Origin of the sequence: Campylobacter sp. MG1 (genome assembly GCF_026616895.1) — a bacterium.
GTDB lineage: Bacteria > Campylobacterota > Campylobacteria > Campylobacterales > Campylobacteraceae > Campylobacter_E.
Genome location: NZ_JANYME010000009.1, coordinates 1 through 24,136, shown reverse-complemented (window position 1 = coordinate 24,136; position 24,136 = coordinate 1). Strand labels below are relative to the sequence as shown.

Genomic DNA, 24,136 nt, shown 5'->3' with positions numbered 1-24,136 from the left:
ATTTATCCTACTTTTTTAATCTTTTTTATATATAAATTATAAATCGCTCTTGATAAACCATAAATAACATAAACGCTAACTAATAATGTAAAAATTTCTAATGGAAACAACCATATTAAAGAACAAGCAAAAATTAAAATTACTAATACCTTTAACATCATTGTTTTATGCAATTCTATCTTTTTAAAACTATGGTATCTAACATTACTAACCATTAAAAATGATAATAAAAACGATAATAAGATAATAAAAACACCTACAATAGTATCTCCATCAAAATAGTGTTTATAAAAAACCACCCAAATACCCAAAACAACCGCAGCCGTTGGAATTGGAAGACCTATAAAAAATCTAGGATCATAAGTACCAGTAGTTACATTGAATCTTGCCAAACGAATAGCGCCAAATATTATAAATACAGCCATTGCTAAAGAGCCAAATCGCCCATAATCTTGACCTAAATTAAAATAAAATAATACTGCAGGTGCTACGCCAAAAGCCACAATATCAGCTAAACTATCAAATTCTACTCCAAATTTTGAAGTAGTATTTGTAAGTCTTGCTACGCGACCATCTAAGCCATCACAAATCAAACTTACTATAATTAAAATCATAGCTTTGTCATAGTCATTATTAATTGAAGCAATCATACTTAACACAGCCAAAAAAATAGAAGAAGCTGTAAATAAATTTGGCAATATATAAGCTACTTTATGAGTATTTTTATCAATCATTATATTCTCCTATTTCAGCTATTTTAGTATTCGCTAAAATCTTATCACCTAACCCTACTAAAATTTTAGAATTATATGGTAACACAATTTTAATAAATCCATCCATAAAAAATGCAAATTTATTTCCCTTTAATAAGTCATTATCCTTTATTACCAAAACTTTTTTTGTAAAAAAACCATTAATACAAATCATAGAAACTTTATCATTAAAATTAAATTCAATATATTTAGCATTCTCATCGTTAGCATAAATAAGACCTTTATTTATTTTATAATCAAGCTTACTAGATTTTAAAATGGCTCTTAAAGAATTTATAGAAAATACTGACTTTTTACATAGTAACTCTATATTACTCTTATCCTCATTTGCCTTAATGTCTAATATAGTCATATCAGCTGGACTAACTACTATATCATCTGAATAATCTTCTAATTCTCGTTCATAATTTCTAAAAATAAAAATAAAAAACAAAAATAATAAAAAAAAGTAAAAATATAGATCAGAGATTAAATAGCTTACTACAAAAGCTATAAAACTTACTAAAACAATACTTCTACCTTCTTTTAATATTAAATTCATTTTTCTATCTCACTTAATCTAGTTTCAAAATTATTTTCTATTTCATAATTTTTAATTATTTCTCTTACTTCACTACCTTCTATTACTTCTTTTTCATAAAGTTTTTCAACCATTGTTTCAATTGCTCCACTATATTGTTCTAAAGTAGCAACAACAGATTTAAATCTCTCATCAAGTAAGTTTTTAACATATTCATCTAATTTATGAGCCATATCATCTGAATAATCCTTGATAGTTTGACCACCACCTAAGAATTGATTTCTTTGTTTTTCTAAAACCATAAGCCCAGCAATATCACTCATACCATACATAGAAACCATTGCTTTTATAATATCGGTTGCTCTTTCTAAATCATTACTAGCACCTGTTGAAATCTCTTTAATAAACACATGCTCAGCTGCACGACCACCTAAAAGAACATCAACTTCTGCAATCAACTCGTGTCTTTGCATTAAGAATTTATTTTCTTCAGGAGTATTTAAAGTATAACCAAGCGCTGCTAAACCTCTAGGAATAACAGAAACTTTTGTAACTTTTTTAGCACCTTTTGTTGTCTCTGCTATTAAAGCATGTCCACACTCATGATATGTTACAATTTTTTTCTCTTTATCACTTATTCTTCTTGATTTTTTCTCAAGTCCTGCAATAGCTCTTTCAACTGCTTCAGTTAAATCGCCTTGCTCTACTTCTTTTTTATTATTTCTTCCCGCAAGTAATGCTGCTTCATTTATTATATTTGCCAAATCAGCCCCAGCAAGCCCTGCTGTAAGTCTTGCAATATCTTCAACTTTAACTTCTTTAGCGATTTTTACATCTTTCATATGAACGCTTAAAATATCGCATCTTCCTTTAAAATCTGGCTTATCAACTAAAACTTGTCTATCAAAACGACCCGGTCTAAGTAATGCTGCATCTAGCACTTCAGGTCTATTTGTAGCCGCTAATACAATTACAGGGCTTTCTGAACCAAACCCATCCATTTCAGCTAAAAGCTGATTTAAAGTTTGTTCCCTTTCATCGTGCCCGCCCATATGTGAACCTGCTGCACGAGATTTACCAATAGCATCAATTTCATCTATAAAAATAATTGCCGGAGCTTCTTTTTTAGCGTTTTCAAATAAATCTCTAACACGGCTAGCGCCAACACCTACAAACATTTCTATAAAACTTGAACCCGAAACACTAAAAAATGGAACATCAGCTTCACCTGCAACTGCTTTTGCTAAAAGAGTTTTACCTGTGCCTGGAGGTCCAACTAATAATAAACCTTTTGGAATTTTAGCACCTAATTTAATATATCTTTCTGGATATTTTAGAAAATCTACTATTTCCTTTACTTCTTCTTTTGCTTCTTCTACACCTGCTACATCATCAAATTTTACTTTTGGTTTTTCAGAATTTACTAATTTTTTTGAGTTTCCAATTCCTAAAATTCCGCCACCCATTTTCTTTTGCATTCTGTTTGTAATAAATCCCCAAATAGCAAAAAATATAAAAATTGGAATTATCCAAGTAAATAATAAATTAGATAAAAAGTTATTTTCAGAATAAGATGTGTAATTTACATTTTTTTCATCTAACATTTTTGTTAAATTTATATCATTATGAACCAAATTAGCTGTATAACTTGAGTTAAGACCACTACCTTTAATTTTGCTCTGACCTATTTCTACCTTTTTTATTTCACCTGATTCTATTTTATTTTTAAATTCTGAATAACTTATATTTTGACTAACTTCACCAAAATTTTTCCCTTCAAAAAACATAGAAAAAGCACCAAAAACAACCAAAGAAAAAATCAAAAATATAACAATTGGATTTTTTCCATTCAAATTTTTATTTTCATTATTATTCATTTCTCACCTTATAAACTAAAGTTAGCCAATCACCTTTCTTTTTTTCATCAATTAATTTTAAAGAGTTGAATTGACTTTTAATTCTTTCTTCATATACATTTAAAATTCCAGAAAGAATTAAAAATCCATTATCACTCAATGATTTTAATAAGTCATTTTTAATAATCAATATAATATCGGCTATTATATTAGCAACAACTATATCATATTTTTTATTTGCCTTATCGCAAGAACCTTGCCAAATATCATTAATTTTAAGATTATTTAACTCAAAATTATTTTTAGTACTCATAATTGCCAATTCATCAGTATCACAAGAATCAACACTAATACCATAATTAGCCATCACTAAAGATAAAATTCCACTACCACACCCTACATCAAGACCTGTTTTGCAACCTTTATAATATTTTTGCAAAAATTCAACACAAGAACTAGTGCTTTCATGATGACCTGAGCCAAAAGCTAAAGCTGGGTCTATTTTTAGATTTACATAGCCTGCTTTAGGTTCTTGCCAAGTAGTATGTATATATATATTATCTATTAAAATGGGATTTATATTTTTTCTATACTCATCAATCCAATCTTTGTTTTCCTTTTCGCTTAATTGATATGAAATACTAATATTTAAATTTATATCTTCTAAACGCATTTTTAATTCATCCAAAGCATATATTAAATCATCAAGACTACTATCACTTCTAATTATTAAAGTATTATCTTTTTCTTCAATAGCATCTATATCAAAGGCAAATACAAAATCACTAACAAAATTTAAATTATTAGTTACTATCACTAATTCATTATATTTATTATTCATACTCATTCCAAAACATCATCTAATTTTTCTTTTAAAATCTGTGGTGTAAATGGTTTTAATATATAATTATTAACACCAGCTTTTAATGCTGTAATAACTTCTGCTTTACCACCTTCAGTCGTAATCATAATTATTGGCATATCATCATAAATATCCAACGCTCTAATCTTTTTAACCAACTCTAACCCATTCATTTCTGGCATATTCCAATCAGTAATCAATAACTTTATATCGGGTTGAGATATCAAAACATTCCAAGCTTCAACACCATTTTCAGCTTCTAAAACATCGCAATAACCTAAATTTCTTAGAGTATTTTTTATAATTCTCCTCATTGTAGAACTATCATCAACTACTAATAACTTCACAATTTATCCTTAACTGGTGCGTTTAGCGAGATTTGAACTCGCACACCTGTTGGCACTACCCCCTCAAGATAGCGTGTCTACCAATTCCACCATAAACGCAAAAAAGGCTACAAAAGTAGCCTAAAAAAATTATCCTAAGAATGGATTTCCGTATAATAACAATAAGCCTATAACAAGTGCATAAATAACTTGAGCTTCAATTAACGCAATTACAAGAAACATTGTAGTTGTTAATTTTCCACTTAAACTAGGATTTCTAGCAATACCACCTATAGTAGCAGCAGCAGCATTACCAATACCAATAGCACCACCACAAGCAGCAGCACCTAAACCTAAACCAGCAGCTAAAGACGAGTAAGCTTTTAATGACTCGTTTATAACTTGAGTTTCAGCAGCAAATAAAACACTTGAAAACGCAAGTAATAGCAACACAAACCTTTTCATAAAAGTCTCCTTAAATCAATTTAATTTTTTCAGGCTAATAGCCATACAAAAATTATGCTCTATATTCTATTAAGCTAAAGTAAATAAATTAAGACCTAGTAAAAAAACTAAGAGTTGTGTTGCCGAATTTTTTTACCTTAAATAAGGTATATTTTAAAGATGCAAATTCAACCTTGCTAGAATGCTCTATAATGACAATATCACAATCTAAATTCTCATATAAATTCTTGATTTTCAAATATACATCGCTAAAACCATCTCTAATATCAAATGGCGGATCTAAATAAAGAATAGTTTTTTCATTTTGTAATTTAGCAATAATATTAGATAAAGCTTTAAAAGTATCGTCATTTAAAACTTCTATATTTAAATCTTTTGTATTTTTTAAAGCACTTTTATACGCTAATTTATCAATCTCAATAGCAAACGCCTTTTTAGCATAATTACTAATAGCTTCAATCGCCATACTAGCACTACCGCCAAATGCTTCTATAAAAACATATTCCCTTAATTCATCTCTTAAAACATTAAAAACACAAGACTTAACTATACTTTTTGTAGCTCTTGTGGTATCTTTTGATGGATTTTCTAAAATTTTACCTTTTAAAAAACCGCTCTGAACTCTTAAAACATTATTTTTCATACATTAATTGAAGTAAATCATATTTAAATTTATTAAGTAATTTATCAAGTTTTTCTTCAAAACTTAAAACCTTATTATCATCTTGATTTATTGTGCTTGAAAACTCATATAAAGCATCAATTAATTGCTCTTTACTAAAAGGCAATTTTAAATGTGCATTATTAAAACCTATTATAAATTGTGGTTTTTTTGCGTGCATTAATTTTTCATCAGTGATTAAAAAATCGCAATCTTTTTTATTTGCTAAATAATCTTGTAAAAATAATATTAAAGTCTTTTCTAATAAAATATCTTTGCACGCAATGGCTATTTTCATACCAAACTAACCTTTAATTTATGTTCTTTAAGACTAGCTGGAATATTACCATTAGCTAAAGCTATGAACTCAGCCATATGTAAAATATAAAAATCACTAAAATCTCTATTAGATACTTTTTGTAATTCGCCACTTAAAGTATCAAACATTTTAAAGCTTAAACTATCGCCAACTACTAAAAAATCAGCACCGCTATCATAAGCATCTAAAACTATCTTAGCTGCTTTTTTATATGCTACTTGTTTATCAAAATCTAAAAATCTAAAACCATTTTCAAATTCTTGAGTTTCGTAATTTATTAATTTTGCCTTAGTCTTTTCTAAAAAATGTAAAAATAAATCAATGGTAAAACCACGATAAACAGCTACATTAAAACCATTAAAATCGTTTTTAATTTCTATATTTTGTAAATCTTGAATAACACATGAAGCGTTTTTATAATTTTTCTTTGCATAATCTAAAATACTAGTATCGCAGATTAAATTCATCTCTCCTAAACAAGAATCAAATTCTTTTTTATATTCATCTGCTTTATATTCACTCATAAAACTAGGTGTTTTTACATAGGTTTTTCTATAATCACCTTTTAATAAATTAGAAAAATTAAAATCATCATTTATTAAAGTTATCATCTAATCTCCTTTTGATGTTTTAAAGAATTTTTAATTTCTTCATATTTTTCATAATCACTATATAAAAATGGTTTTAAGCTTACACTATACTCAATTCCTTTTTCCTTATCAAAAACAATATCTAAAATATCTTTTCTTTTATTAGGATATTTTTCTAATAATTTATTTGCAAACACAAACGCACTATCACCTAAAAATTCATCATTATATTCATGAATATCACTTGCATAATATAAAAATTTATAAGTTAAATAATCTTTATAATCATCTGCATTGCAAATATTTTTAAAATAATCAAAAACTTTTATAAAATCACTATCATCACACATTAAATCAAGCTTTGCTCTTTTTAAATCAATTGCACTTACACAAAAATCATTTCCAAATTTTTTAATAAGTTCATTTATGTTTGTATTAAGTGATAAAACTTTATTTTCAATCCTTACAAATTCATTACAATCTGGCATATTAAAATATCTATCTTGTTGTTTTACTAACCCTAAAACATCGTAAAGTGTAGAACTATCGTTAATGTCTTTTAAATTAATCTCATATGGCTTATAGTAAAACTCATAATCTCTACTAGCATCAAATCTAAATACTCTTAAAATAAAACTTCTCATAACAAAATTCCTTTTTTACTAATTTATATCAAAAAAATGTTATAAATTATTAAAAGGATTTAATATGTATTTAAGAGCAAACACTCATTCAAAAATCAATGTTTATTTTTCAAAAAATTCTAGCGATTTCGTAGTGCGTGAAATACCATTATACGAATTTAGTGGCTCTGGAGAGCATTTGATTTTACATATACAAAAGAAAGATTTAAGCACAAATGAACTTTTAAAAGATTTAAGTGCAGCAACAGGAATTAAAGCAAAAGATTTTGGTTACGCAGGTCTTAAAGACAAGCAAGGACTTACATTTCAATACATTTCAATGCCTAAAAAATACGAGAAAGAATTAGCTAAATTTTCTCATGAAAAATGTAAAATTATTGATACTTTTTTACACAATAATAAATTAAAAATCGGACATTTAAAAGGTAATTCATTTTTTATAAGATTAAAAAAAGTTAATAAAATTGACGCCTTAAAAATTGAGCAAATTTTTACAAATATTAAAGAAAATGGCTTTCCTAATTATTATGGCTATCAGCGTTTTGGCAAAGATAATGATAATGCAAAAACAGGATTAGAAATATTAAAAAACGAATTAAAATTTAAAAATAATAAATTAAATAACTTTTTAATTTCTGCATTTCAAAGCGAATTATTCAATACATATTTATCAAAAAGAATAGAAATTTCAAGATTTAGCAATGATTTTTCTAAACAAGAATTATTAGCACTTTATAAGGATAAAACTTTAGTTGAAAATCTAAAAAAACAAGAACAATTTTTTAAATTATTTGATAATGAAATATATGAGCATTATCCTTACGGCAAGGTATTTAATGAGAATTTAGAAGATGGTTTAAAAAGATTTTTAGCAAGAGATATTAGCCCTTCTGGATTGATACTAGGAAATAAACCTAAATTAAATGAAGGTTTTTTAGGCGAAATTGAAAATAGCATATATAAAGATTATTTTGATTTATTAAAAACTCAAAATGGTTCAAGAAGATATTTATGGACTTACACAAATGATGAAAAAATTAACTATAATGAAGAATTAGCACAACTTAGCCTTGAATTTAGCCTACAAAAAGGCTCATACGCAACAGTCGTGCTTGATGAAATAATACATTTAGAAAGGAACGAAGAATGATTTTAATTACAGGTGCAGCAGGTTATATTGGCTCAATTACAAGTTATCATTTTTTAAAGAATAATTATAAAGTTATAGGTATTGATAATATTAGCACTGGAAATGCAAGGGCTTTAGAAGTGTTAAATAAATTTGATAATTTTAAATTCTACGAAGGAAATTTTGGAAATTTAGAACTATTAGAACAAATAGTAACCAATAATAAAATAGATTTTGTAGTGCATTTTGCAGCTAATACTAGCGTATTTGAAAGCACACAAAATCCATTAAAATATCATGATAATAATGTATCAAATATGATTAATTTATTAAAAATTTGTGAAAAATATGATATTAATAATTTTATTTTCTCAAGTTCTGCTGCAACTTATGGAGAACCAAAAACTAATGAATTAATCACAGAAGATACTCCAAAAAATCCTATAAATCCTTATGGTTTAACAAAGCTAATAGGCGAATATATATTAAATGATTTATCAAATGCAAAGAAAGAATTTAATTTCATAGCATTAAGATACTTTAATGTTGCAGGAGCAAGCCTAATTGCACCTTTAGGTCAATTTAGTAAATCTAGCTTACTTATAAAAATAGCTGCTGAATGTGCTGCTAATAAAAGAGATAAAATGTATTTATATGGTAATGATTATAATACCCCTGATGGAACTTGCGTAAGAGATTATATACATGTTGATGACTTGGCTATCGCACATATTGAAGCATTAAAATATTTAAAAAACCAAAAAACAAGTCAAGCCTTTAATGTTGGGTACTCAAAAGGAACTAGCGTAAAAGAAGTAATTGATATTATGAAAAAAATCAGTGGTAATGATTTTAAAGTAGAAATGGCAGATAGACGCACAGGAGATCCTAGCTCACTTGTAGCATCTAATAAAAAAATAACTTCTTTAACAGATTGGAAATATAGTAACGACAACCTTGAATTAATTTGCAAAAGTGCTTACGAATGGGAGTTAAAAATATAAATAATTAACAAATTTATAAAAATTAGTAAGATGCTATGTTTTACTAATTAATAATATTTTTCAAATTCTAATTATTCAAAGAAGACTAAAAATACCTTATAACTTTATGATAATACTTACTATATAAAATGTTCTTTTATATTTTAAAAAGGAGAAATTATGGCAATTTCAAGAAGAACATTCCTTAAAGGTTCAGCAATTACAGCTAGTGCGATTACTTGTCCTTTGAGTGCTGATACAAATTTTTATGATATCAAGCAAATCCCACACGCTACACATTTTGGTGCATTTACAGCCGAAGTAAATAGCGAAGGAAAAATAATCAATCTTATCCCACACGAAAGTGATAAAAACCCAAGCGTAATCACTAAAGCTATCATAGATAGAACATATTCAGATACAAGGGTAAAATATCCAAGTGTTAGAAAAAGTTTTTTAGAAGGTAAAAATCGCCCTGATTTAAGGGGTCGTGAGCCTTTCGTTCGTGTTAGTTGGGATGTAGTGCTTGATTTATTATATAAAAAGCTTAAAGCTACAAAACCAGAAAATATCTTTAACGCAAGTTATGGTGGATGGGGTCATGTTGGCTTACTTCATAATTGTAACGCAGTTGCAGGTAGATTTTTTAACACCGTTTTAGGTGGAGCAATAGGCACTGATGGAGAGTATAGTAACGGAGCAGCGGGTAAAGTAAATACTGCTATAGCAGGGGATTTAGAAGTTTATAGTTTGCAAACAAATTACGAGCAAATGATTAAAAACTGCGAAGTTTATGTAATGTGGGGTTGTGATATTTACAAGGATAATCAAATAGATTTTAAGGTAGCTAATCGTGAGAATGATAGTTGGCTTAAAAAATACGCAGCTAGTAATATAAAGTTTATTAACATTGACCCACAATACACAAAAGCAGCAGAAATTACAAAGGCTGAATGGATAAAAATCGTCCCAAATACCGATGTTGCAATGATACTTGGAATGTGCCATTATTTATATACAAGTGGAAAATATGATAAAGAATTTATAGCTAAATATACAGATGGATTTGATAAGTTTTTACCATATTTACTAGGTAAAACTGATGGAGTAGAAAAAACTCCTGAATGGGCGGCTAAGATTTGTGGAATTGATGTGACTAAGATTAAAGAATTATGCGATTTATTTGTTAGTAAAAGAACATTTTTAGCAGGTAACTGGGCAAATCAAAGAGCGCATCACGGCGAACAAGCTGACTGGGCTATCATAACTTTAGCTTGTATGATTGGTCAAGTAGGACTGCCTGGTGGTGGATTTGGCTTTTCTATGCATTATTGCTCGGCTGGTGGAGCGTTTAGTGGAGCGTTACTTCCTGTTGGATTACCACAAGGAAAAAATAGCGTAAATATAAATATCCCTGCAAGTCGTGTTAGCGAAGCTATCCTAAATCCAAATAAAACTATCAATTTTAAAGGCAAAACCTTTACATATCCAGAGATTAAAATGTTTTATGTAGCAGGTGCTAGTGTTTTAGGTCATCATCCAAATACTAATGAATTAATTCATGCTTTAAGACAACTTGAAACAATAGTTGTTCATGAGCCTTGGTGGACGCCGATGGCAAAAATGGCTGATATAGTAATCCCAGCTACAACAACACTTGAGCGTGATGATATAAGTTTTGGTGGTTCATATTCGCAAGATTGGGTGTATGCTATGAAAAAAGTAATCGAGCCTGTGTATGAAAGCCGCAATGATTACGATGTTTTCTATGAATTAGCAAAGAGATTTGGCGAAAGAGAATTGGCTAAGTTTAGTGGTGGCAAGAAAGACCATTTAGAATGGATAAGAAGTTTTTATGAGAAGAGTGATTGTATAAATGAAATGGAATTTGATGAGTTTTGGGAGAAAGGCTCACTTCATTTTGAAATTCCAAAAGAAGCTTATGAATTTGTTCGCCACGCTGATTTTAGAAAAGACCCAGTAAATAATAAATTAGCAACAGAAAGTGGAAAATTCCAAATCTATTCACAAAAATTTGCTGATTATAATTTACCTGATTTTAAAGGTCATATAACTTGGTTTGAACCGGCTGAATATTTAGGAAATCAAGAATTAAGCAAAAAATATCCATTCCATTTATTAAGCCCACACCCAAGATATAGAATTCATTCTCAACTTGATAATACTTGGGTAAGAGAGCTTTACAAAATCCAAGGTCGTGAGCCTGTAGTAATTAATACTGAAGATGCTAAAAAGCTTGGTATTAAGCACGGCGAAGTGGTAGAAGTATATAATAATCGTGGTAGATTATTAGCTGGTGCATTTGTAAGTGATGATATTAGAAGTGGCGTTGTAGCTATTCAAGAGGGTGCTTGGTATGACCCTGAAGATGATAAAGATAATGCAAGATGTAATCAAGGTCATGTAAATGTGCTTACTTCATCTCGCCCAACTTCTCAAATGGCACAAGCAACTAGCGTAAATACTTGCTTAGTAGCGATTAGAAAACTTGATAAAAATGAAGCTGTTAAACCATATAAAAACACAACACCACCAACAATTATAGGAGCGTAAAATGAGAAAAATTATAGGATTATCATTAATTACTTTAAGTGCTTTTGCATATAAGCCTGATTATCAGCAAATATTTTTACCAACTCCTGCAAAAGTTGAGATAAAAAAGCAAGAATTTGCTAAAGATATTAGATTTATCTTAGATGAAAAAGCGACAATGCTAGATGAAAATCAAAAGCAAATCGGAACGATTTATGAAGGAACTATGGTGAAGCTAATTGAAACTAAGGGAGATTTAGCTAAGGTTAGCATTAGTGGAGAAGTTGTAGGAGATAAATTAGCATTTAATAAAAATGCGGAATTTGTCTATTTAGAAAGTAAAAACGCTAAGCCTGAAATGAGCTTTTGGGTAAAATCAAGCTCTTTAACTACTGATAAAGACGCTGCTTTTGAAGGTGTTGAGGTGTTTTATTATGATTCTTGCACGAGTTGTCACGCAGCACACGCTCCAAGCGAACACGCAATTGATGAATGGGACGCTTATTTAGGAGCAATGCAAATGAATGCAAAAATTACTGATGAGCAAAAGGATAGAATATTACGCTATATGCAAGCACATTCTAGCAATGGAGCTTTTAAGTAAATTAAAATAGAATTTGTAATTAGGATTAATTACAAATTCTTTTATTATTTTTCTATTTTTGTTTTACAATCTAAGCACTCTATAAATGTGCCTTTTTTAAGTTCTTTTATAATCATTATTCCGCCACAATTAGCGCATTTTTCTTTAGCTAGTGGGTATGAGCTAATGAAATTACATTTAGGATAAGAACTACATCCATAAAATGCACCCCTTTTAGAAAATCTTTGCACCAAATCGCTACCACATTTAGGGCAAGGGACTTCTAGTTTTACTAATTCTTTTTTAGGTTTTTCTTCTTTGTTTTCGGTTTTTGTATCGTTTAAATTCCTTGAATATTTGCATTTTGGATAACCACTACAAGCTACGAATTTACCGAATTTGCCTTCACGAATTAGCAATTCTTTACCACAATCAGGGCAATTTTCTCCTAGTTTTTCTACTTGTTTTTGACTTTGAATACTTGTTTTTCCATCGTTGATTTTAGTGATAAATGGTTCATAAAATTCATTTAAAACCTCATCTAAATCACGCCCATGGGTTGCAATCTCATCTAAACGCTCTTCCATATTGCTAGTAAATTTCGCATCTACTATTTGCATAAAATGTTCTTCTAAAAATTCTATGATTTTTTCGCCTTTTTCTGTAGGGATTAGTTGTTTTTTCTCTAACTTCACATAATCTCTATCAATTAAAAGGCTTGTTGTAGGTGCGTAAGTGCTAGGACGACCTATGCCTAATTCTTCAAGTTGCTTAATAAGACTTGCTTCGTTGTATCTTGCAGGTGGCTCTGTGTGTAAGGTCTTTATTTTTGAGCTTTGTAAAGTCATTTTATCGCCTTTATTTAAAGCAGGTAAAATCTTATCTCCACTAGCATCATCATTCAATCTTAAATGCCCATCAAAAAGCACTCTTCTTCCACTTAGTTTAAACTTCGCCTTATTACTTGTGATATAAATTGTATTGTTTTCTATCTTCGCATCAGCCATTTGGGTCATTAAAAATCTATCATAAATTAATTTATACAATTTATATTCATCAGCCTTTAAATACTCTTTAGCAATTTCAGGAGTAAAGCTAACATTAGTTACACGAATAGCTTCGTGAGCTTCTTGAGCGCCTTTGCTCTTAGTCTCATAAACTCTTGCTTTAGTCGGTAAATATTCTTTGCCATAGTCTTTTGCGATTTGCTCTCTTGCTGATTTTATTGCTTCTTCGCTTAAGTTTAAGCTATCAGTTCTCATATAAGTAATTGCACCCATAAATCCTGCGTGAGTTTGAACGCCTTCATATAAAGTCTGTGCTAACATCATAGTTTTTTTAGGAGAAAAACCTAATTTAGAACTAGCAGCTTGTTGTAAAGTAGAAGTCATAAAAGGTGGTTTTGGACTATCTTTACGCTCTTTTATACTGATTTCATCTACGATAAAATCCGAGCTTTTAATGTGTTTTAGGATTTCTTCGGCTAAGGCTTTTTCAGTAATGCTTGTTTTTGATAATTTCTTGTTATCAAATTCTATTAATTCTACTTCTAAATCTGTTTTAAACTTAGTATCAAGTTCATAATACTCAATGCTTACGAAATTTCTTATTTCTCGCTCTTTTAAGATAATTAATCTTAAAGCCGCACTTTGAACCCTACCAGCACTAAGCTTGCTTGCTACCTTGCTTGATAATAAGCCACTTAATTTAAAGCCCACAATTCTATCTAGCATACGCCTAGCTTGTTGAGCATTTACGCTATTTAAATCTATTTTTCTTGGGTGTTTAATAGCGTTTAAAATAGCGTCTTTTGTAATTTCGTGAAAAACTATTCTATCATAGCCTAAAACATCTCCGCCTAAGATATTTGCTAGATGATATGCAATTGCTTCTCCTTCTCTATCTTCATCGGTTGCTAGTAAGACTTTAGCACCTTTGCTAAGGCTTTTTAATTCTTTTACTATGCTTGAGTGAGTTTTACTGATTTCATAATTAGGTTTAAAATGTCCATCTTCTATATCAATTCCTAATTTATTTTTAGGCAAATCCCTAATATGACCTTTAGACGCAATTACGCTATATTCACTACCTACAAATCTTGAAATTGTTTTAGCTTTGCTTGGTGATTCTACTATTATTAGGGTATTACTCATTCGTTCTCCTTGATTAAAACATTGGCAAATTCATCATATAATTTTCTATATTCATCGCCAAGTTTTACTAAATCTTTATTTGTGCTAATGTATTCTAAATCCTTTAACACTGCATAATCTTTTAAAAAATTATTTGCATTTTCTTTTTTAAGATAAGTTTTTGCAAGTTCGTTATATACATTTAAAAATTCCTTTTGAAAATCTTCAAATTTTTCTAAATCAACACTTAATAAAGTATCATCTGAAAAGCTTAAAACCTTGCTCTTAAACAATATCGCTAAAAATATCAAACCTTCACAATAATAAGGCTCTATTTCTTTAGTGCTTTTATAAGCCATTAAAGATACTGCTCTACTTGTTATATTTGCTAATAAGGCCTTTTTGTATTTTTCATCAAAATGATTGCAAAAATCATATATCCCACCAGCACTTGCTTTAAATTCTTCAATATTTTTAAATACCCCATTAGTATTCATTAAGCTTTCTGTATCGCTACCTATAAAGAAAATATGTCCTGCTTCGTGTCCAATGGTGCTAATCTCATAAATCTTTTTCCATAAAAACTCATCATTTAATACGCTTTTATTGTAGTCGTTAAAGGCTTTATCAAATACTTTTTGATTTAGCATTGTTCTTGGTTTTGATTTTGTTTTTTTATAGACAAAATCTAAAAATGCAAATATTTTTTTGCCATAATTTGCCGATACAAATTCATCATTTGGCACAACTTGAGCTGAAAATAAGCCATTTAATTCTGCTCCATAATAAAGTATAGGTTTGCTAATATGAAGTTCAATTTTGTCTAAATTAGCTAGGCTTAGATTTAATGCGTTTTGATTAGTTATATTAGCGTTTTTATAAGCTTTATTTAAGCTATTTTTCATCTTATTAACAAAACTTTCACTATTAAAATCATAATTATCATCAATTCTAATATCCCACTCAAGTGCTACTGAATGAGTAAAAGCGTCTTCGTAATATTCTAAAAAATGCCCAACTTGAATGAAGTCTTTTGCCCCCATCCAAGCTATTTCAGCATTTTGCCAAGGCTTTAGGCTAAGCTCTTTACTCATTAAAGCATTTTGCAATGCTTTAAGATATTTTATATATGCTTCATTTTTATGATTTAATTTAAAAAACTCATTAAAGTATTCATCAATCTTTTTAAATTCTTCTTCAAAATATAAAGAATATGGTAAAAGCTCTGGTTTAGTATCCAAATTAATTGCTATTGCATAAATCCTAGTAGCTATTTCATCATTTTCATCAAGATAATAAAGCTTATTATTTTTTATAAACTCATAAGGATTTTCTAAACTTTTAAAAAATTCATTATTTTTTTCAATTGCCTTATCCCATTTAGGCTGAATACTATTAAAAACAAGACCGATTTTATGCACTAGATTTAATAAATCTACATAAAATTTATCTAAACAAGGTGTGATATCTTCTAATAACCTACATTGATTTTTTTCCCAAAAATTACGAGTGAATTTAAAACTTTTATCTTTAGCTAGATTTAAATTTATATTTTCTTTTTTGCAAGTATTAATAAATAATGTTGTATTTAAGTCCAATATTCTCATCAAACAAGAATAAAAATTTTCATTATTTTTTTGTAGTGAGAGTTCATCTAATAATCTTTCTATGTCATACGCTAATTCATTATTATCGCCAAGTTTTAAATTGTATAAATTAAAAATATCTAATTCGTATTTTTTAATTACAGTTGATAACATACCATACTCTTTTATTTGTTTTTTGAATTATTAATAATATTATTTAAATGTAACTCACAAATATTTATTTTTTTCTCATCACTCAAAAATCCATCTAAATCATTTAATACATAAGGTAATAAATCCTTATTTAAAGCTTTTGTATTCATATTTATATGATTTGACATTAAAGAAATTTTATTTAAAAAATATTCTACTTTATCAAAATTATGAAAAATTTCTCTATTTTTTAAAATTTCTAATGAAACCACTCCAGCACACCTAAAAAATATAAATGCTAATGTATCTAAAAATGCAAAATAATACGAAATTTCTTGGTCATTTTTTATTAAATCCACAAAATTTATTAATAAATTAGAAAAAAATTCGGTCTCATCCTTAATATCAACGAAATTTCTATTTAAAAATTTAAGCAAATCAGTATATTCCTTATTTTCAGAAATTTTAATTAAATTTTCAATAACAAATTTTTGCCCTTCTAAATAAAATTGAAAATTTAAAAATGAACAAGGATAATTAATAGAATTTTTTTCTAATACAAATTTTCTAGAAGATATAATATCATACACCCAACCGTGATCTAAAATATCTTTAGAAAAAATTTGAAAAACTTCTAAAGTGTCTGCTATGAGTTCATTTGCATAATTATTCATTTTTACTTCTAAATCTAATTTAATAAAATCATCAACACTAATATTACAAGACTTAGAACAAGCAATATTCAAATTACGCTCAATATCCATTCCATACATTTGAATCAAATAATTATTTCTATACATTTTAACTCCTTATTGTTTTATATCTATAACATAAACATACCTATATGGACGTAACATTTTAGTATCTTCTAATAAAGCTTTTTTATATCCTGCTTCATCAATAATCTTAGAAACTGTTCCAACATAAATACCATCAACAAAAATACCATCCATTCCACTAGTATAAACCTTATCTCCTACTTTAATACTTTCATAATCTCTAATGAAATTTACATAACTAGCATTATTAGTGCCTTGAACTATTGCTGGGACATTATTTTCACCAACTCTTACAGAAAAAGCACATTGATTACTATTAAGACTTAAGGCATAAGCTCTATCATTATTGCTATACATAACACCGACTACACTATTATTATAAATTAAACCATAAGTTTTATTATTTTGAATATTTCCATAACTTACCCAAAATTTATTAAGCTCATTCATCTTTTCGTAGCTTAAAATCCTTGCTAATTTTAAGTCATATTCATATTCTTTAAGATTATGTGCTTTAAGCAAACTTTTATATTCAATCAATAAATTATTATATAAAATCTCATATTTTTTAAGCTTATTATTTTCAACTTGCAAAGAATTAATCTGTTCAATTTGATTAAAATAACTTTTTACATTATTAGAGATAGTATCAAAAGTATCATAAAATTTATTTATAACAAAATCATTAACCCCTAAAACCGTATTTTTTACATTCGTTGAAAAATAATAAGAACTAATAAATAATACGCAAATTAGGAGTATTAATTTTAATTTATTCATCGTTTGTTATTTGTTTGAGTAAAGAAATCTCTTCAAGTATTTTTCCAGTTCCCCTTGCTACTGCGTGAAGTGGCTCATCAGCAACATAAACAGGTAATTTTACAATATCGCTTAAATATTTATCAATTCCACGAATTAATGCTCCACCACCAGTTAGCACTATACCATTTTCTACAATATCACCTGCAAGTTCTGGTTTTGTATTTTCTAATACAAATTTAAGTGCATCAGCAATTTCTTTTAAAGGCTCTTTTATAGCTTCACGAATATCTTCACTACTTAATTCAACCTTACTTAAAAGCCCTTTTACTTGGTCTTTTCCTTTAACAACTATAGTTAATTCTTCATCTAATTGTATAGCTGAACCTACTTTAATTTTAATATCTTCGCTAGTTCTTTCGCCTATTATTAAATTGTATTTTTCTTTTACATAATTTACAATTGAGCTATCTAACTTATCTCCTGCTGTCCTAATACTTTTTGCAGTATGAAGCCCACCTAAAGTAATAACTCCTATTTCAGTAGTTCCACCACCAATGTCAACTACTAATGAACCTATAGGTTCTTGTACTGGAAGATTTGCACCAATTGCTGCTGCCATTGGCTCTTCAACCAAATACACTTCTCTTGCACCTGCACTCAAAGCACTTTCACGAACTGCTTTTCGTTCTACTTGAGTTAGACCATAAGGAACTGATATTAATATTCTAGGACGCAAAAAACTCTTTCTTTTATGTGTTTTTTCAATAAAATATCTAATCATTTTTTCAGTCATATCAAAATCAGCTATAACCCCATCTCTCATAGGACGAATTGCTTGAATTTCACTAGGAGTTTTGCCTAGCATTTCCTTGGCTTCTTTACCCACTGCTAGTATTTTACTCTTACCATATTTTGTATGCTGAACTGCTACAACACTTGGCTCATCAATTACTACGCCCTTATCTTTTACTAACACAAGGGTATTTGCTGTACCTAAATCAATACCCATATCACTTGAAAATAACCCTATTAAATGGTCTAGTATCATTTATTATCCTTAATTTTTAAAAAAATAGCATCGCCTTCGCCATTAACAAAATCTTTATTTATAACGATTTCATAACCTTCATATTTATCTAAATCAAACATTAAATCAAGTAACAATTGCTCTAATATCCCACGAAGACCTCTTGCTCCTGTTTTTCTATCAAGAGCTTTTTTAGCAATAGCTAAAAGTGCGTCTTTATCAAATTCTAATTTAACACCATCAAAATCAAAAATCTTTTGATATTGCTTGATTATTGAATTTTTTGGCTCAATTAAAATTCTTACCATATCTTCTTCGCTAATTTCATTAAGACTTGCAATTGCGTGCAATCTTCCAACTAATTCAGGAATTAGACCAAATTTAATCAAATCATCAGGCTCAATATGTGAATACAATTCATCTTCACTAAGTTTAACACTAGTAGTATCAAAACCCATTACATTCTCGCCTTGCTTTTGCTTTAAAATCTCTTCAATTCCATCAAAAGCACCACCACAGATAAATAAAATATTTGAAGTATCAACTTGAATAAATTCTTGATTTGGGTGTTTTCTACCGCCTTGTGGTGGGACATTTACAACGCTACCTTCTATTATCTTAAGCAATGCTTGCTGAACGCCTTCTCCACTTACATCTCTTGTAATTGAGCGGTTTTCTCCCTTTCTTGCGATTTTATCAATTTCATCAATGAAAATTATCCCACATTCAGCACGTTCAACATTATAATCAGCCACTTGTAAAAGTCTTGTTAAGATATTTTCAACATCTTCTCCTACATATCCAGCTTCAGTTAAACTCGTAGCATCGCAAATTGCTATAGGAATATCAAGTGCTTTTGCCATAGTTTGAGCTAAAAGTGTCTTACCACTTCCTGTAGGTCCAACTAATAATATATTTGATTTTGCTAATTCAACATCACTCTCATCAGTATTACTCATAAGCCTTTTATAATGATTATGAACGCTTACACTTAAAACTTTTTTTGCTCTATCTTGACCGATTACATAATTGTCCAAGTATTTTTTTAAATTTTTTGAACTAATATCTTTCAAAGTATTTTTAACTTCATCTACGGACAAACGCTTATCTTTAGCATCATACATTTTAAATATGACACCAGCACATGTAGGACAAATCGCACTCTTACTACTAGAAACCAAATCAAACGGATAAGATTTGCCACAAAAACTACAAATATTATTACTCATTATCATTTCCTTTCACTGGAATTCCACGCTTTGTATTTAAAATAAACGAGCATAATTTAACAACTTCGGCAGAATTTGAACTCTCATATAAAGCTTTTGCTCTATCGCTAATTAGCCCTGTTTTGCTTCTAAAAATCTTACTAAATGCTTCACTTAATTCATTTATTTTATCTTTTTCTAAATGTCTTCTAAGCCCTACTAAATTAAGACTTCTAACATAAGCACGATTACCTTCAGCTAGACAAAAATGTGGTAAATCTTGAGATAATGCTGAAGCACCTCCAAGCATACAATAATCGCCTATTTTAACCCATTGATGAACCGGAGTAAGTCCGCCAATCACACTAAATGAGCCAACTTCAACATGCCCTGCTAAGGTTACATTGTTTGCTAAAATTATATTATCAGCTAAGGTGCAATCGTGTGCAATATGAACATAAGCCATTATGAAATTATTATTTCCAACTCTTGTGTATCCATCGCCTTTTTGTGTACCACAATTTATAGTGCAAAACTCACGAATAGTTGTGTTATCACCTATTATTAAAGCTGAAAAATCATCGTTTTTATAAGAAATATCTTGTGGAATATCACCTAAAATAGCATAAGAAAAAATCTTGCAATTATTTCCTATTTTTGTATTTCCTAAAATTCTTGCACCACTTTTAATAATGCAATTATCACCAATTTCTACATTACTTCCTATATATGCAAAAGGCTCAATGCTAACATTTTTGCCTATTTTTGCACCATTTTCTATTATTGCTAAATCTGAAATCATTTATCTACTATCATCGCTTTTAAAATTGCTTGAGTGCATAATGTATCATCTACATAAGCCTCGCCACTAAACACCCACATTGCTCCACGATTTTTAACAACGCTCATTTTATATACTAATTTATCGCCTGGTCTTACTGGTGATTTGAATTTTACTTCTTCCATTCCTGTAAAATACACTACCTTGCTTTTAGGATCAACACTATCTTTCATACTCTGAAAAGCTAAAATTCCACCCGTTTGAGCCATTCCTTCTAATATCATTACTCCTGGATAAATAGGATGACCTGGAAAATGACCTGCAAATACTTGATCACTTATACTAACATTCTTATAACCTATAACATAGCCTTCATCTAAATTAATTTCTGTGATTTTATCAACTAACAAAAATGGTGGTCTATGTGGTAAAATTTCTTGAATTTGCATTACATCTAACATTTAATTCCTTTAAATTCTATATAAAAATATTTTAATTTTAGCAAATAAACAAAGCGTTACATTATTCTTCTAATAAGTCCTTTTCGCCTTTTTTACGAGCTGCTATGATTAATGGAACTCCACTTAAATCATAATGCTTTCTTAATACATTTTGTAAATAGCGTTTGTAAGAAAAATGAAGTGCTTTTGGTCTATTCATTACAAGTGCGATTTTTGGTGGCGCAACGCTATATTGAGTAGCGTAATAAATCTTAACAAGTTTGCCTTTATCGTGTGGTAATGGATGAGCTAGACAAGCTTCTTCTATGATTTGATTTAGTTTTGAAGTTTGGATTTTTTGAATGTAGTTTGAATGCACTTTTAAGATTAAATCCAAAAGATTTTTAATACGCTTTTTGCTAAGTGCTGAAACACTAATAATTGGTGCATAGGCTAAGAATTTAAATCTATCAAGTCTTAAATGTTTGCAAACTTCATCAAATTCTTTATCACTCTTACCACATAAATCCCATTTATTTAAAACTATAATCACGCCTAAATAATTCTTACCTAAAAGCCCAGCTATTCTTTCATCAAGCTCGTTAAATCCTTCAGCCGCATCTAATACAAGAAGAGCAATTTGAGAGTTTTCTAGCATTTTTTCGGTGCGATTTAGAGCGTATTTTTCTATACCTAAAATTTTACTTCTTCTTCTAATTCCTGCGGTATCAACAAATTCAAGCGTTTTGCCATTATATTCAATACTTTCATTTACAGGATCAATCGTAGTTCCTGCAATGCTACTTACAACACATCTTTCATCATTTACAAGTGCGTTTAAAAGTGAGCTTTTACCTACATTTACACGCCCTAAAATTGAGATTTTTATATGATTTTCATCAATTTCGCTAACTTCGTTAATGCCTTCTTCATCATATTCACCAGCTATATTTTCATCTAAGAAATCTTCTAAGCTAAGCTCTGAATTATCAGGCACGAAAGTATCACGCAAATGTGAGCTTAAAAAATCATTTAATTCATCAATTCCCGTTGCGTGAGATACGCTTATATTAAATACATTTTTAAATCCAAAACGAGTAAATTCCAAGCTTCTTTCTTCATCTTTTTTACTATCTACTTTATTAATTACTAAAGCTGTTGGTTTTTTAAGCTTTAATAAATCATAAAAATAAGCCCTATCATCATCATTTGCACCCAATTTACAATCTACCATATAAACGATTATATCAGCGTCTTTTGCTTCTTTTAAGGTGTTCTTTTTAACATTTTGAAATAATTCATCTTTATCATCAAGCCCACCGCTATCTACTAAAATAGCCTTTTTTCCATTAATATCAACTATTTTTCTATTAGTATCTCTAGTAGTGCCACTAATATCAGAAGTTATCGCTAAGCGTTCTTTTGCCAAGCGATTAAATAGTGAGCTTTTGCCAACATTTGGCTTTCCTATTAACATTATTTTTTGCATATAAAATTCCTATAATTTTTGTTTGATTGTAGCTTGAATTGTTTAAAAGTAAAAAACTAAATAATTGAAATATTTAAAATTTCTACCTTGATTTCTCAAGGTAGAATAAGAAAATTATGAATGATTATTTATGTTATTAAAATCATCCATATTATGTAAATTTTTATCAGCTAAGCTATAATTTTTACTTAAATCAAGATTTATATAGCCCTCTTGAACTTCATAAGATTTAGTTTCAGTTTTGCCAAATACATCTTTAGTTGTATCTAAAACATCATTAGCATCAATAGTAGTCGTATTTGCAACCTGATTACTAACTACATTATCAAAGCTTAAATTAAACCCACTATCGTCACTTATTAAATTATTACCTGATAAATCAGCATAAACTAGATTTGTACTAGCTGATACATTTGTATTACCTACTACAGCAAAGTGATATTCATAATTACCAAATTCATTGCAAGGTAATGTTGGAGTATATGTAAATTTACCATCAATTGATATGAATGAATCTTGAGTCATTTTACCATTTGGTTCAACTATAGTAATTACAACACTTTGTGCACCTTTAGCATCAAATTCACCAACAAATGTTGGGGTTCTATCTTCTGTTTTTGTTCCAGGTTCTACTGGAGTTTGATTATTAAATGAGCCTGATTCATCACCTACTAAAATAGTAACTTTCATTCCATTAGTTGAATTATCAACTGGTTTATCTTCAGGAACAACTACTGTATCAGCTGGTTTGTTGTCTAATTCAGCTGAAGTAGATGGAACATATAAAGATATTGCTAATGTTTCTTTAGCATTAATATGTTCTTGTCCTACAACCTCAAAACTAAAGTCATAATTACCAAAATTACCACAACCAAATACAGGTTTATAAGTAAATTTACCATCAATAGCTTCTACATGTGCTGAAACAAAACCTGTTGGAGTTTTAATTTCAATATTTACTATTTGATGTCCTTTACCATTAAATTCACCTTTTACTATCGGACTTAAATCATCAGTAGCTTTTGCTTCAATATTTAAAATACTACCAAATGCACCATTATTTTCAAAGAATTCAATTTTCATATTATTATCAACTACATTACCTGATAAATCAGCATAAACTAGATTTGTACTAGCTGATACATTTGTATTACCTACTACAGCAAAGTGATATTCATAATTACCAAATTCATTGCAAGGTAATGTTGGAGTATATGTAAATTTACCATCAATTGATATGAATGAATCTTGAGTCATTTTACCATTTGGTTCAACTATAGTAATTACAACACTTTGTGCACCTTTAGCATCAAATTCACCAACAAATGTTGGGGTTCTATCTTCTGTTTTTGTTCCAGGTTCTACTGGAGTTTGATTATTAAATGAGCCTGATTCATCACCTACTAAAATAGTAACTTTCATTCCATTAGTTGAATTATCAACTGGTTTATCTTCAGGTTCTACTGGAGTTGGTTCAGGTTTAGGTTCTACTGGAGTTACTACATCAACTGGTTT

Annotated in this window: 24 protein-coding genes and 1 tRNA gene; 4 read left to right on the top strand and 21 right to left on the bottom strand. The window is 29.0% G+C overall.

Annotated features, from left to right (window positions below):
- Positions 1-2: 2 nt before the first annotated feature.
- From pssA to NY022_RS07690, 11 genes are all read right to left on the bottom strand, one after another.
- Positions 3-734, bottom strand: coding sequence for a CDP-diacylglycerol--serine O-phosphatidyltransferase (gene pssA, locus NY022_RS07740; protein ID WP_267525014.1), 732 nt, complete (start codon positions 732-734; stop codon positions 3-5).
- A complete protein-coding gene (locus NY022_RS07735; RefSeq protein WP_267525012.1) occupies positions 727-1,314 on the bottom strand; it encodes a phosphatidylserine decarboxylase in 588 nt (195 codons plus the stop codon). The genes pssA and NY022_RS07735 overlap by 8 nt, the downstream gene beginning before the upstream one ends.
- On the bottom strand, positions 1,311-3,170 hold the full coding sequence (gene ftsH, locus NY022_RS07730) for an ATP-dependent zinc metalloprotease FtsH (RefSeq protein WP_267525009.1): 1,860 nt from the start codon (positions 3,168-3,170) through the stop codon (positions 1,311-1,313). Before ftsH ends, NY022_RS07735 begins: the two co-directional genes overlap by 4 nt.
- Positions 3,163-3,990: a 50S ribosomal protein L11 methyltransferase gene (locus NY022_RS07725; RefSeq protein ID WP_267525007.1), complete on the bottom strand. Its 828-nt coding sequence runs from the start codon at positions 3,988-3,990 to the stop codon at positions 3,163-3,165. Before NY022_RS07725 ends, ftsH begins: the two co-directional genes overlap by 8 nt.
- 2 nt (positions 3,991-3,992) lie before the next feature.
- Positions 3,993-4,358 carry a response regulator gene (locus NY022_RS07720; protein ID WP_267525006.1) on the bottom strand — a complete coding sequence of 122 codons (366 nt, stop codon included), beginning with the start codon at positions 4,356-4,358 and terminating at the stop codon, positions 3,993-3,995.
- 14 nt (positions 4,359-4,372) lie between these two features.
- Positions 4,373-4,457, bottom strand: a tRNA-Leu gene (locus tag NY022_RS07715).
- 30 nt (positions 4,458-4,487) lie between these two features.
- The gene (gene atpE, locus NY022_RS07710) at positions 4,488-4,802 is read right to left on the bottom strand and encodes an ATP synthase F0 subunit C (RefSeq protein WP_267525003.1); all 315 of its coding nucleotides are present in this window, start codon (positions 4,800-4,802) and stop codon (positions 4,488-4,490) included.
- 88 nt (positions 4,803-4,890) lie between these two features.
- Positions 4,891-5,445, bottom strand: a complete 555-nt coding sequence (locus NY022_RS07705; protein ID WP_267525001.1) for an RsmD family RNA methyltransferase — start codon at positions 5,443-5,445, stop codon at positions 4,891-4,893.
- Positions 5,435-5,761 (bottom strand): ornithine carbamoyltransferase, encoded by a 327-nt coding sequence (locus NY022_RS07700; RefSeq protein ID WP_214115885.1) that lies wholly within the window; start codon positions 5,759-5,761, stop codon positions 5,435-5,437. Before NY022_RS07700 ends, NY022_RS07705 begins: the two co-directional genes overlap by 11 nt.
- Positions 5,758-6,393, bottom strand: coding sequence for a hypothetical protein (locus NY022_RS07695; protein ID WP_267524999.1), 636 nt, complete (start codon positions 6,391-6,393; stop codon positions 5,758-5,760). Before NY022_RS07695 ends, NY022_RS07700 begins: the two co-directional genes overlap by 4 nt.
- Positions 6,390-7,016, bottom strand: coding sequence for a DUF5644 domain-containing protein (locus tag NY022_RS07690; protein WP_267524997.1), 627 nt, complete (start codon positions 7,014-7,016; stop codon positions 6,390-6,392). The genes NY022_RS07695 and NY022_RS07690 overlap by 4 nt, the downstream gene beginning before the upstream one ends.
- Before the next feature lie 64 nt (positions 7,017-7,080).
- Between NY022_RS07690 and truD the strand changes: the two genes are divergently transcribed.
- The 4 genes from truD to NY022_RS07670 all read left to right on the top strand — a co-directional run bounded on the left by truD (position 7,081) and on the right by NY022_RS07670 (position 12,285).
- Positions 7,081-8,166 carry a tRNA pseudouridine(13) synthase TruD gene (truD, locus tag NY022_RS07685; RefSeq protein WP_214115891.1) on the top strand — a complete coding sequence of 362 codons (1,086 nt, stop codon included), beginning with the start codon at positions 7,081-7,083 and terminating at the stop codon, positions 8,164-8,166.
- On the top strand, positions 8,163-9,149 hold the full coding sequence (gene galE / locus NY022_RS07680; protein ID WP_267524995.1) for a UDP-glucose 4-epimerase GalE: 987 nt from the start codon (positions 8,163-8,165) through the stop codon (positions 9,147-9,149). The genes truD and galE overlap by 4 nt, the downstream gene beginning before the upstream one ends.
- Positions 9,150-9,308: 159 nt before the next feature.
- Complete coding sequence (locus NY022_RS07675) at positions 9,309-11,702, top strand: molybdopterin-dependent oxidoreductase (RefSeq protein WP_267524993.1); 2,394 nt, start codon at positions 9,309-9,311, stop codon at positions 11,700-11,702.
- 1 nt (position 11,703) lies between these two features.
- Entirely contained in the window at positions 11,704-12,285 is a 582-nt protein-coding gene (locus NY022_RS07670) for a hypothetical protein (RefSeq protein WP_267524991.1), read from the top strand.
- A 44-nt stretch (positions 12,286-12,329) separates the two neighbouring features.
- On the opposite strand, the gene topA is transcribed toward NY022_RS07670, so the two are convergent.
- The 10 genes from topA to NY022_RS07620 all read right to left on the bottom strand — a co-directional run.
- Positions 12,330-14,417, bottom strand: coding sequence for a type I DNA topoisomerase (gene topA, locus NY022_RS07665; RefSeq protein WP_267524989.1), 2,088 nt, complete (start codon positions 14,415-14,417; stop codon positions 12,330-12,332).
- On the bottom strand, positions 14,414-16,156 hold the full coding sequence (gene ciaB, locus NY022_RS07660) for an invasion protein CiaB (protein WP_267524987.1): 1,743 nt from the start codon (positions 16,154-16,156) through the stop codon (positions 14,414-14,416). Before ciaB ends, topA begins: the two co-directional genes overlap by 4 nt.
- A gap of 11 nt (positions 16,157-16,167) precedes the next feature.
- Complete coding sequence (locus tag NY022_RS07655) at positions 16,168-16,935, bottom strand: hypothetical protein (RefSeq protein ID WP_267524986.1); 768 nt, start codon at positions 16,933-16,935, stop codon at positions 16,168-16,170.
- 9 nt (positions 16,936-16,944) lie between these two features.
- Complete coding sequence (gene mreC, locus NY022_RS07650; protein ID WP_267524984.1) at positions 16,945-17,694, bottom strand: rod shape-determining protein MreC; 750 nt, start codon at positions 17,692-17,694, stop codon at positions 16,945-16,947.
- Complete coding sequence (locus tag NY022_RS07645; protein ID WP_267524982.1) at positions 17,687-18,724, bottom strand: rod shape-determining protein; 1,038 nt, start codon at positions 18,722-18,724, stop codon at positions 17,687-17,689. Before NY022_RS07645 ends, mreC begins: the two co-directional genes overlap by 8 nt.
- A complete protein-coding gene (clpX, locus tag NY022_RS07640) occupies positions 18,721-19,932 on the bottom strand; it encodes an ATP-dependent Clp protease ATP-binding subunit ClpX (protein WP_267524980.1) in 1,212 nt (403 codons plus the stop codon). Before clpX ends, NY022_RS07645 begins: the two co-directional genes overlap by 4 nt.
- Positions 19,925-20,713, bottom strand: a complete 789-nt coding sequence (gene lpxA, locus NY022_RS07635) for an acyl-ACP--UDP-N-acetylglucosamine O-acyltransferase (protein WP_267524978.1) — start codon at positions 20,711-20,713, stop codon at positions 19,925-19,927. Before lpxA ends, clpX begins: the two co-directional genes overlap by 8 nt.
- Positions 20,710-21,153, bottom strand: coding sequence for a 3-hydroxyacyl-ACP dehydratase FabZ (gene fabZ, locus NY022_RS07630; protein WP_267524976.1), 444 nt, complete (start codon positions 21,151-21,153; stop codon positions 20,710-20,712). Before fabZ ends, lpxA begins: the two co-directional genes overlap by 4 nt.
- A 61-nt stretch (positions 21,154-21,214) precedes the next feature.
- The gene (gene der, locus NY022_RS07625) at positions 21,215-22,621 is read right to left on the bottom strand and encodes a ribosome biogenesis GTPase Der (RefSeq protein ID WP_267524974.1); all 1,407 of its coding nucleotides are present in this window, start codon (positions 22,619-22,621) and stop codon (positions 21,215-21,217) included.
- A 114-nt stretch (positions 22,622-22,735) separates the two neighbouring features.
- The coding region (locus tag NY022_RS07620) for a hypothetical protein (RefSeq protein ID WP_267524972.1) at positions 22,736-24,136 on the bottom strand (1,401 nt) is incomplete at its 5' end.